10 protein-coding genes and 1 pseudogene are annotated in these 10,957 nt (G+C 70.8%); 4 read left to right on the top strand and 7 right to left on the bottom strand.

What is annotated here, in order from left to right; all coding sequences use genetic code 11:
• Positions 1-123 (bottom strand): annotated as a pseudogene (locus WS61_RS18240) (hydrolase); the annotation flags it as partial.
• Positions 124-396: 273 nt separating this feature from the next.
• Between WS61_RS18240 and WS61_RS18235 the strand changes: the two are divergent.
• Genes WS61_RS18235 through WS61_RS18220 form a run of 4 tightly spaced genes read left to right on the top strand, consistent with a single transcriptional unit; the run spans position 397 to position 3,621 of the window.
• A complete protein-coding gene (locus WS61_RS18235; RefSeq protein ID WP_059502100.1) occupies positions 397-657 on the top strand; it encodes a XapX domain-containing protein in 261 nt (86 codons plus the stop codon).
• Between the two features lie 25 nt (positions 658-682).
• Positions 683-2,263 (top strand): sodium:proton antiporter, encoded by a 1,581-nt coding sequence (locus WS61_RS18230; RefSeq protein WP_059502099.1) that lies wholly within the window; start codon positions 683-685, stop codon positions 2,261-2,263.
• Positions 2,264-2,312: 49 nt separating this feature from the next.
• Positions 2,313-2,705 carry an OsmC family protein gene (locus WS61_RS18225; protein ID WP_059502097.1) on the top strand — a complete coding sequence of 131 codons (393 nt, stop codon included), beginning with the start codon at positions 2,313-2,315 and terminating at the stop codon, positions 2,703-2,705.
• A gap of 31 nt (positions 2,706-2,736) precedes the next feature.
• On the top strand, positions 2,737-3,621 hold the full coding sequence (locus WS61_RS18220; protein ID WP_059502094.1) for a pirin family protein: 885 nt from the start codon (positions 2,737-2,739) through the stop codon (positions 3,619-3,621).
• A 67-nt stretch (positions 3,622-3,688) separates the two neighbouring features.
• On the opposite strand, the gene WS61_RS18215 is transcribed toward WS61_RS18220, so the two are convergent.
• From WS61_RS18215 to bcsE, 6 genes are read right to left on the bottom strand one after another with little or no spacing between them, the layout of a single operon-like run.
• Positions 3,689-3,886, bottom strand: a complete 198-nt coding sequence (locus WS61_RS18215) for a hypothetical protein (RefSeq protein WP_059502092.1) — start codon at positions 3,884-3,886, stop codon at positions 3,689-3,691.
• A complete protein-coding gene (bcsG, locus tag WS61_RS18210) occupies positions 3,868-5,424 on the bottom strand; it encodes a cellulose biosynthesis protein BcsG (RefSeq protein ID WP_059502090.1) in 1,557 nt (518 codons plus the stop codon). The genes WS61_RS18215 and bcsG overlap by 19 nt, the downstream gene beginning before the upstream one ends.
• Positions 5,425-5,451: 27 nt before the next feature.
• Positions 5,452-7,989, bottom strand: a complete 2,538-nt coding sequence (bcsA, locus tag WS61_RS18205) for a UDP-forming cellulose synthase catalytic subunit (protein WP_059502131.1) — start codon at positions 7,987-7,989, stop codon at positions 5,452-5,454.
• Entirely contained in the window at positions 7,986-8,765 is a 780-nt protein-coding gene (bcsQ, locus tag WS61_RS18200) for a cellulose biosynthesis protein BcsQ (protein ID WP_059502087.1), read from the bottom strand. Before bcsQ ends, bcsA begins: the two co-directional genes overlap by 4 nt.
• The gene (locus WS61_RS18195) at positions 8,762-8,998 is read right to left on the bottom strand and encodes a hypothetical protein (RefSeq protein WP_059502086.1); all 237 of its coding nucleotides are present in this window, start codon (positions 8,996-8,998) and stop codon (positions 8,762-8,764) included. The genes bcsQ and WS61_RS18195 overlap by 4 nt, the downstream gene beginning before the upstream one ends.
• Positions 8,995-10,953 carry a cellulose biosynthesis protein BcsE gene (bcsE, locus tag WS61_RS18190; protein WP_059502084.1) on the bottom strand — a complete coding sequence of 653 codons (1,959 nt, stop codon included), beginning with the start codon at positions 10,951-10,953 and terminating at the stop codon, positions 8,995-8,997. Before bcsE ends, WS61_RS18195 begins: the two co-directional genes overlap by 4 nt.
• Positions 10,954-10,957: the final 4 nt, after the last annotated feature.

The following is a 10,957-nucleotide window of genomic DNA, read 5'->3' as shown; positions in this document are numbered from 1 at the left end:
GACGTTGTTCTTCAGCGTCTGGCGATCGATCGACTGCACGCCGAACGCCATCTGCGGCTGCTGGTCGATGAAGATCAACTGGCTGTTCTGCGGCGTCAGTACTTCAAGCTTCGGGTTGCTCATGGCGAATGGAGTCCTGTGAACGAAAAAAGAGGGACCTGCCTCGACCGCGACAGCGGGAGGAGCCCGGAATGCGTCGGCGCCGGATCGTCATCCGCGCGGCAATATTTAAGCCGCAAACGCACGGCGCGAACACCCAAGAAACGGAATCGATCCGATTCCCGAATGGATGCCCGTTCGGGGCTGCCCGCCCTTTTTTTCTTCACGCAAACCCGATACGCTTTCAAGACTTTGACGGTGCCGCTCCGGCGCCGCTCGGACACCACCAGGCGCACTATGAAACCGTATGTCTTGTCGCTGCTCGCCGGCATCCTCGCCGGCGTCATCTACGGCGCGATCGGCGTGAACTCGCCCGCACCGCCGGTCATCGCGCTCGTCGGCCTGCTCGGCATGCTGGCCGGCGAACAGATCCTGCCGGTCGCGCGACGCGTGCTGTCCGGCCACCGGCTGCACACCGCATGGCGCGATGCCAAGTGCAGCCAGCACATGTTCGGCGCGCTGCCGGGCGGCGCCGCGAACAACCGCAAGCCTTCGTGATCCACCCCATCGCCGCCCGCCACGCATGACCAACGTCGAGCTGTTCCATTACCTGCTGCTGTTGATCTGCGGCGCGGGCGCCCTCACGTGGCTCGCCGAGCGGATCTCGATTCCGCCGGCCGTCGTGCTGCTGCTCGGCGGCTGCGTGGTCGCCGTCGCCGGCAAGCGCGTGCCCGACATGGACCCGGCGCTGCTGCTCGCGGCAGTGCTGCCGCCGCTGTTGATGTCGAGCGGCTTCTACACCGCGTGGAAGGAATTCCGGCAGGAACTCGCATCGATCGCGTCGCTCGCGCTCGGGGCCGTGGCGTTCACGACCGTCGCGGTCGCGCTCGCCGTGCATGCGGCGAATCCCGCGCTGCCGTGGGCCGCGTGCTTCACGCTCGGCGCGATCGTGTCGCCGCCCGACGCGGTCGCCGCGAAAGCGATCCTGCAGCGCCACCCGTTGCCCGCACGGCTCGTCGCGGTGCTCGAAGGCGAAAGCCTCGTCAACGATGCGTCGGGCCTGCTGCTGTACCAGATGGCCGTGTCGGCCGCACTCGCCGCGTCGATCACGGCGGCGAGCGCCACCGGCCTGTTCTTCTCACTCACGCTGATCGGCATCGCGGTCGGCCTCGCATGCGGCCACGCGATGTGCTGGGTGCTGCAACGCCTGCGCGAGCCGATGCTCGGCATCGTCGTGACCTTCGCGATGGCATGGGGCAGTTACGGGATCGCGGAAGCCGTCGACGGCTCGGGCGTGCTGTCGGTCGTCACCTGCGGCCTCGTGCTGGGCGTGCGCCAGCATCGCGTGTTCGACGCCGACATGCGGATCAAGGCGAAGGCGACGTGGGAAGCGATCGTGTTCGTGCTCGACGCGCTCGTGTTCATCCTGATCGGCCTCGCGCTGCACGCGATCCTCGCGCGCGTGAACCACGAAGGCGCGGTGCTGATGGCCGGGCTGCGGGTCGCGCTGCCGGCGACGGCCGCCGCGATCGGCGCGCGCGTGGTGTGGGTGTTCGTCGCGATGTGGCTGCCGGGCCGCCTGCGCGCCCGGCGCACGGGCCACGCGCCGTGGTCGTGGCGCGAGGCCGTCGTGCTCGGCTGGTCGGGCATGCGCGGCGTCGTGAGCCTCGCGGCCGCGATCGCGCTGCCCGCCAACTTCCCCGGCCGCGACCTGATCCTGTTCAGCACGTTCCTGCTGATCATCGCGACGCTCGTCGTGCAGGGCGGCACGCTCGCGCCGCTGATCCGCGCGCTGAAGCTGCGCCCGGCCGTGCGCCGCACGATGTCCGAACACGCGGTGCGTGCGCACACGTTCGGCGCGGCGCTCGCGGAACTCGATGCGCGCGAACAGCGCGGCGCCGGCCTCGAACGTGCATCGCTCGACCGGCTGCTGACCGAATACCGCAACCGCGTCGCGTTCAACGAACGCGCGCACCGCGACGGAGCGGCGCCCGCGGACGTGCGCGCGCGGATGCTGCGCGTCGAGCTCGAACTGGTTGGCGTGTCGCGCGGCGCGCTGCTCGACCTGCATCGCGACGGCAAGGTCGACGACGCGGTGCTGCACCGCATAGAATCGGAGCTCGATTTCGAGGAGCTGCGGCTGCAGCGCCTGCTCGAACCGTAACGCCCGGCCTGCCCGGCCGGCCCGTCCCCTTTCCCCACCTGGAACCGCAATGAGCGAACTGTCCGTCGAAGCGAGCATCGGCCCGGTCGATTACCTCGTCCACTTCAGCGATGGCGTCCATCAGTGGCGCGCCGACGAACCCGCGTCGCTCGGCGGCGGCGATGCGGCGCCGACGCCGGTCGCGCTGCTGCTGTCGAGTCTCGGTGCGTGCACCGCGATCACGCTGAAGATGTACGCGCAACGAAAAGGCTGGCCGCTCGACGAAGTGCACGTGAAGCTCGCGCACGAAGCGGGCAGCGCGGGCAGCACGATCGTGCGCCGCATCACGCTCGACGGCGACCTGACCGACGAGCAGCGCGAACGCCTGCTGCAGATCGCGAATGCCTGCCCGGTGCACAAGATCTTCACGCATCCGATCGCGATCGATACGGCGATCGCCTGACGCATTCCCCCTGACCACGAACCAGCCCACCATGTCCGCCTCGATCAAGACCCTGCTCACGCCGCGCGAAAGCGATATCGGCAACCTCGTCGTGCGGCGCGTGCTGCCCGCGCGCGCGGCGCGCCTCGTCGGCCCGTTCATCTTCTTCGACGAGATGGGGCCGGCCGTGTTGCCGGCCGGCCGCGGCATCGACGTGCTGCCGCATCCGCACATCGGGCTCGCGACCGTCACCTACCTGTTCGAGGGCTCGCTGATGCATCACGACAGCCTCGGCTTCCGGCAGAAGATCGTGCCGGGCGACGTGAACTGGATGACGGCCGGCCGCGGCATCGTGCATTCGGAGCGCTCGCCGGACGAGGATCGCCCGCACGAGCAGCCGGTGCACGGAATCCAGACCTGGGTCGCGCTGCCGGTCGAGCATGAAGACACCGCGCCCGCGTTCGTTCACCACGCGGCCCACACGCTACCGTCGTTCACGCGCGACGGCGTGACGGTGCGCGTGATCGCAGGCACCGCGTTCGGGCTCGCGTCGCCGGTCGCCGTGTTCTCGCCGACACTCTATGCGGTGGCCGAATTCGCGCCGGGCGCACGGCTCGCACTCGATGCGGAGCACGACGAACGCGGCGTGTATCTGGTCGATGGCGATCTCACCGTCGACGGCACGCCGCTCGCGAGCGCGACGATGGCCGTACTCGAACCGGGCGCGACCGTCGCGCTCGCGAGCACGCACGGCGCACGCGTGATGCTGCTCGGCGGCGCACACCTGCCGGGCGAGCGGTTCATCGAATGGAATTTCGTGTCGAGCCAACGCGCGAAGATCGACGCCGCACGTGCCGCGTGGGCCGATCAGACGTTCGGCAAGGTGCCGGGCGAAGAAAGCGAATGGACGCGCCAGCCGGAACGCAAGACGCAATAAGCGTCCCGTCCCGACGCACCGACGACGGCCGGCAGCCATTCCGGCCGTCGTGCCGATCGTCGTGCATTTACCGCTTCAATCCCATCAGCTTCGCGAGCGTCGGCCAGCGTTCGAGCGACGCGTCGAACGCGCGGCGCGCCTGTTCGTCGACGTAGCGCTCGGGATCGAGCGCGGGCAGATGCCGCGCGAGGCCGATCACGTCGTTCGGTTGCGACAGACGATCGTCGTCGCCTTCGCCGGTAATCGTTACTGTTCGTCGATCCATACGCCGTCCGGAGTCTTGACCGCGTAACCCGCGGCCGTCTGCATCGTCACCGTGCCCTCGTTCTCGCCGATCATCCGCGTACGCGGCAAATCGGCCGCGTATTGCGCGAGCGTCGCGCCGGGCTTGAACGGGCTGTTCGACACGAGGTTCGACAGCAATTGCGCGAGCGCGAGGAAGCTGGTCGGCTGCTCGATCACGGTCGTCGCGCCGTGATTGCCGGCGAAACCGACGAGCCGCACGCCGACCGGCCCGTGCACGATGCGCGGCGTCGGAATCTCGCGCAGCCCCGCGACCTGGTTCTTGTCGCCGCGCAACGCGGCGCCGTGCTCGGGCACGAACACGATCACCGCGCGGCGGCCCGATTGCGCGATCAGGTCGGCAAGACGATCGAAGTCGGTCATCAGCTTCGTCGCGCGCTGCGGATACGAGTCGATGCTCGTCAGCGCGCTGCCGACCACGCGGTTGCCGTCGTGCAGGCTGATCGTGTTGTAGTACAGCGCGACCGGCCCCGGCACCGCCGCGCGCTGCGCGTACCAGTTGGCGAGCGTCGCATAGTCGTCCTTGATCGCCGATCCGTCGAACGCGTGCATCGCGACCGGCGCGGCCGCGTTCGAGATCATCGGCGCATCGGCCACGCCGATGTTGTCGTGGATCACCTGCAGGAAGTTGTCGAAATGGCCGTCGTGGTTCAGCAGCGACTGCACGGTATAGCCGGCGCCCGCCAGTTGCGAGAACAGGTGGCACTGCTGCGGCGCGGGCTTGTACAGGTCCGCATGCGCTTCCTGCCCGCAGCTCGCGCGCAGCACGCGGATCGCCGCCGGGCCGCTGTAGCTCGCGGCCGTGCTGAAGTTCGTGAACAGATAGTCGAAGTGGCTCAGCATCGGATGGTTGCGCACCTTCGCCGCATCGAGGTCGTCCCACGACAGCGAGCAGATGTGCAGCACGATCACGTCGAACTGCGCGGCCGGATCGCTGCCGAGATGGCCGAACGCGACCTGCCGCTGCGACTCCTGCGTGCGGAACGTCGCGAGCGCCGCGTTGCGATCCTCGGGCTGATCGACGCGGGTGGCGCCCGCCGCGCTCGCCTGCTGCTGGGCCGGCGCGGCGACGCGCGCCATCAGCCCGCTGCCGGCCTGCCACAGCGGCAGCGCGACCAGCGCGACCACCACGAACGTCGCGACGCGCAGCCAGCGGTTGACGATGAAATAGACGATCAGCACGCCGACGATCGTCAGCGCCAGCACGGGCGGCAACAGGCGCGGCAACAGCTCCATCCAGTAGTCGAGGCGGAACGTGCTGACCTCGCGCGCGGCCTCCGCGAGACGGGCGAGCGGGGGCGCATGCAGCTCGCGCGCGAGCAGCGGCACCGCGATCGCGATCGCCGCGACCTGCCGGACGATGCGCCACGCGCGCGACCGCAGCGGTGCGCTCGCCGCCAGCGCCACCGCGAACGCGAGGTTCGCGAGCCAGAACGGCTGCAGGTGCCCGGTCGCGAACAGCGCGAACTTCAGGATGAAATACAGATTCCAGAACGTCATCTAACCCACTCCATGATGCGCGCCGCGTCAGTCGCGCGCGCGATCGAGTTTCGGCGCGAGCATGGCCTGCAGGCCGCGCGCCGCACCCTTCCACATCCGTACATAGCCGTCCAGCCCGATCCGCAGCACTTCCTTGAGTCCGCCGAGCGGCGTGTCGGGCCGCGCGCCTTCGTGCCAGTCGAGCCACGCATCCGCGCGGCCGAACGTGCATTGCACGAGCTGGCGCTCCTGCTCGAGCGTCAGTTCCTCGAAGCTCACGCCGACGTGGGTCGGCGTCGCACGGGTCACGCGCACCGGGAACGGAAACGCGCGGTCGCCGCGCGTCACGCACACCGTCAGCGTGTCGCCGACGGCGAGCGGCAGCCCCGGCACCGCTTCGAGGCCGAGGCCACCGGTCGAGTAGTCGCTCGTGAAGCATGCGGCGGTCGAGCCGTCGGCGAGCAGCAGCATCGCCGGCACCCGCATCGCGATCCGGTGCGTGACGCGCACCTGCTTCGTCTCGCGCGCGACGGCCAGCGCCGCGCCGAGCATCGCGAGGTTGTACACGGTCCAGCCGAGCGTGATCAGGATCGTCGACGCCTCGTCGCCCTGCTCGGTCACGAGCCGCCACAGGCCGGCGACGATCGCGAGCACGTTCAGCGCGAACAACACGAGATACGGCTTCGACGTCGACCAGTCGACGTAACCTTCGTCGATCTTGCCGCCCTTGTCGGTCACGTTGAACTTGCCGTGCTTCGGGCTGAAGAACGCGACGGTGGTCGGCAGCGCGATGTACCACGCGAGCACCGATTCGTAGACCTCGGCCCAGAACGAATGCCGGTAGCGCCCCTGCATCCGCGAATTCGCGATGTTCGCGAGCACGAGATACGGGATCACGTAGCTCGCGAGCGCGAGCGACGACGCGTTGATGAAGTACAGGTGGAAGAACAGGTATGCGAGCGGGATCGTCAGGAATACCAACCGCGGAATCCCGTAGAAGAAATGCAGCATCGCGTTGCCGTAGCAGATCCGCTGGATCAGGCCAAGCCCGCGCCCGAGGAACGGGTTGTCGATGCGGAAGATCTGCGCCATCCCGCGCGCCCAGCGCGTGCGCTGCTTCACGTGGCCGGCGAGGCTCTCGGTCGCGAGGCCGGCCGCCTGCACGGTCGGCAGGTACGCCGACGTGTAGCCGCGCCGATGCAGCTTGAGCGCCGTATGCGCATCCTCGGTCACGGTCTCGACCGCGACGCCGCCGACCTCTTCCAGCGCGCTGCGCTTGAGCACCGCGCACGATCCGCAGAAGAACGTCGCGTTCCACAGGTCGTTGCCCGATTGAACGAGGCCGTAGAACAGGTTGCCCTCGTTCGGCACCTCGCGGAACGTGCCGAGGTTGCGCTCGAACGGATCGGGCGAGAAGAAATGGTGTGGCGTCTGCACGAGCGCACACTTCGGGTCGCGCAGGAACACGCCCATCGTCGTCTGCAGGAACGAGCGGGTCGGCACGTGATCGCAGTCGAAGATCGCGATGTACTCGCCGTGCGTTTGCGGCAGCGCACGGTTGATGTTGCCGGCCTTCGCGTGACGGTTGTCGTCGCGCGTCAGATAGTCGATGCCGGCCTCGGCCGCGAACGCCGCGAACGCCGGACGCCGGCCGTCGTCGAGCAGGTACACGCGCAGCTTCGCGCTCGGCCAGTCGATGCTCTGCGCGGCGAACACCGTCGGCTTCACGACCGACAGCGGCTCGTTGTAGGTCGGGATATAGACGTCGACGGTCGGCCAGGTGTCCGGATCGTCGGGCAGCGGCACGATCGGCCGGTCGAGCGGCCACGCAGTCTGCACGAAGCCGAGCAGCAGGATCATCCACGTATAGGCTTCGGCGCCGTACAGCAGATAGCCGGCGACGGCTTCGACCGGGCCGCGGAAATCGAGCGTCTGGGTCGTGCGCCACCACACGTAGCGCACGGCCGCCAGCAGCGCGAGCGACGCGAGCGCGAGGGTCGGCAGGTGGCCGGGCAGCCGGCGCAGCGCGAGCGCGAGCACCGCGACGATCGCGAAGAACGCGAATTGCGCGCCGGGCATCAGCGGCGACATCCCGGCCGCCGCCCACAGCACCGCGCCGGCCGCGAGCAGCAGCGGCGCGAGCCAGCGGCGCCGGCCGACGCCGTTCGCGCGCGCATCGAGCCAGCCGCCCCAGCGCGCCCACGGCAGACGCTCGAGCATCGCGTCGACGCGCCGCCCGAGCGCGCGCCCGGCCACGTAGACGGGCACCACGAACGTGTCGAACCACGCGAGCGGATCGTGCACGGGACGGCCGTCGGCCGCGCGCGGAGCGCGCACGATCGCGCGCCACAGCCATTCGCGCACGCTGAGCGGCTGCAGCACGCCCCAGTCTCGTGCGAGCCTCAGGAACGCGACGCGCACCCAGCGGCGCACGCGATCGGGCCGGCCGGGCGGCGGTGCGTGGAAGAACAGCCGCACCAGCCAGTCCACCCGCGTGCGTTCCGCCGGCAGCCCGATGCCGCGCGCGCACCAGTCGGCCGCCCGACGGCCGAACGCGCGCAGTCGCGACGCGAGCGCGGCCTTCATCGCGCCGCTCCGGCACGGCCCGCGACGGCCGCCGTGAGCCATGCATCGACCCAGTTCGCGACGCCGTTCAGGTCGTGCGACGCCTGCGAATAGGGCGCGTCGTCGAAGATCCAGCTGCCGCGCGCGAGCGCTTCGGGCACCGCCGCGTCGACGTGGATGCGCTGCTCGAGCATCGATGCCGGCCCGGCGACCGCGCGCAGCATCGCCAGCGCGTCGCGCTGCATGTCGCGCGCCGGGTTCAGCCGGTTCACGACGATCTGCAGTTCGCCACGGCCGGCCCGCAACGCGCCGAGCCGCGCGGCCGTCGTCGCGCAGGCGGCCGGCTCGGGCGGCACGACGACGAGCGTCAGGTCCGCGCACCGGATCGCCTGCCCGGCCTGCGGCGACGGATAGCGGGCGGTGTCGATCAGCACGACGCCGTCGGGCGGCAACGCGATCTCGTCGAGCGCGCGCGACAGCCAGGCCGGATCGGCCGCGAGCCGCGCATCGCACGCGGCAGCCCCGGCCGCATCGACCTGCCCGTACGGCACGAACAGCACGCCGTCGGTGTTGCGCCACGTGTGCGCGTGCCACGGCTCGGCGCCGCCCAGCAGGCTGTGCGCGAGACCGTGTTCGGCCAGCGTGTCGAGGCCGAGCGCCGCGCCCATCAGGTTCTGCGCATCGAATTCGACGGCGACGACCGGCCGGCCGCGGCGCGCGAGCAGCACCGCGAGCGCGGCGGCGAGCGTCGTGCGGCCCGCGCCGCCCGTCGTCGAAGCAACGGCGATCGTCTTCATCGTGCCGCCTCGCTGTCGCGGTTGTCGCGGTTGTCGCGATCATCGCCGCCGGCGCCCGGCAGCAGGCGGCCCCGCAGCACGACCGGCACGAGTTCGCACGGTACCGCGTCGCGCCGGTCGATGCCGCGCGGCGCGGAAAAGCCGCGGCCGATGCCGAGGTGCTGCGCGACGATCCACACCGGCACCGCAATCGCGATACCGACGACGAAGCCGATGACGAGGTCGGCGATCATGCGTCCTCCTGCTTGCGCAGCGGCATCGCGCTGCGGACGGCGCCGCGCGCACGCGCGGCGGGAACGACGGGGTCCGACGCCGCGGGGGCGACGGCGGGCGCGGGCGCGGACGCCTGCGGCACGCCCATCGCGTCGAGCGCGACGACGGTATCGATCGCATCGATCGCGTCGCTCACCTCGCTCGCGTCGGGCAACGCCGCGCCGCGAGCGGCGCGCGCGTCGCCCGCCGGCTGCGTCGCCGCGAACAGGTCGCTGTAGTCGGCGATCGGCGCACGCCGATTCTCGGCCGTCAGCGCGTCGAGCTCGGTGTCGATGCTGCCCTGTCCGAGGCATACGACGCGGTCGGACAGCGTATCGACCGGCACGTCGAAGATCCGCGCGAGCGCGTCGTCGGCGTCGACCGGCTCGCACGCGAACAGGAACACGAACAGGTGTCCGGCATCGGCCGTCACGATGTCGCCCGTGCGGCGCGGCCGGCAATGTCGCAGCGCGTCGACGTGCGACACGCCCGGCAACAGCGTGAGCTTCGCGAGCGTATGCGGCAGCGCGAGCACCGCGCCGCGGTCGAGCACCGCGCGAACCCGCTGGCAGAACGCGCCGACCGGCAGATAGCCGAGCACCGAATCGCCGAGCGCGGCCGCGAGCGCCGCACGATAGTCGGCCGCGACGGGCCGCGCGTAAAGCTGGCCGTGCAGCGCGTGCACGGCGGCCTGCATCCGCGAGGCGGGCAGATCGCGCGCGACGACGCGGTTCGCGCCGACGCTCAGCACGAGCACCTCGAACTGCTGGCGCAGCACCTCGCCGCGCTCGACGACCGCGATCTTCAGCGCGCCGCCGCACTGCCGGCGCAGCGCGTGCACGTCCGCGCACAGCGCTTCGAGTTGCGGATGCGAACGGAACGCGAGCACCGCGGTGGCGGCCTGCGCATGCGCGCACGCAGCGACGACGGCCGCGTTGTCGTCGACGATTTCCCAGCCGTCCGGCACGCGGCTCGCACCGTCGAGCACCGCGCGGCTGACCACCACGCGATCCTCGTCGTGCGCGAGCTTCATCCGCCGCGCCGGTTCGGTCGCGCCGCCATCGACGTTCGCCGACAGCCGGCCGCCCGGTGCGAAGCGCAGCGGCCGCACCTCGCCGGCTGCGAGCGTGTCGCCCGCGCGCCAGAAATCGACGACCCACAGCAGCTCGCCGTGCGTGCGCTGCAACTGCGCGACGCCCGAGCAGATACCGTGGAAGTCGCCGCGCTGCGTGCGATCCGCATCGCGCACGAGCGGCGCATCGTCGGCGCGGGCGGCGCCGCCCGCACGGGTCGCTTCGGGGTCGAGCAAAAGCACGAGCGCGATCCGGCGCGCGCGGCACCAGTCGGCCAGTGCGTACGCTTCGTCCGCGAGCGCGGCCGGATCGTCCCAGCTGAACCAGCGCTGTGCGCCTTCGACGAAATACAGCGAACGCGCATGCAGCCCGTAGCGCTTCATCGCGCGCAAGCCGCCGGTCAGCCGCGCGAACGCGCCCGGCGCCGCGCGGCGCGGCGCGTTGCCGGCCAAGCCGGCGTCGGCGCCGTCGTCGGCCGGCTGGGCCGCCGCCGGCATCGCCAGCACGTTCAGGTTGCGCGGCCAGCCGGCCGGCTGCGCGCCTCCCGCGAAACCGAGCGATGCCATCTGCGCGGCGACGCGCGCCGGATCGCGCGCCAATACGATCGTGACGTCGCGCGTGCGCGCCTGGCGCGCGCTTTCCCATACGAGCGCATCGCATGCCGGCGTGCCGCCGGCCGCGTAGATCGCATAAAGGCCGCCGGCTTCCAGTTGCGTCCACGTGTCGGGCAAACCGTCGATCGCGAGCCGGCTCAATGCGCCGGCGCGGCCGCCCCCCGGCCCCACGCGCAACAGCGCGCGCAGGCGGTCGGCCAGGCCGGTGGCGCCGGGCGCGGAGCGGGTGGCATCGAATTCCGTATTCACGACG

Source organism: Burkholderia sp. ABCPW 11, assembly GCF_001523445.1.
Lineage (GTDB): Bacteria > Pseudomonadota > Gammaproteobacteria > Burkholderiales > Burkholderiaceae > Burkholderia.
Note: the sequence above shows the minus strand (reverse complement) of the source record. Positions and strands in the feature narration are given on the sequence as shown.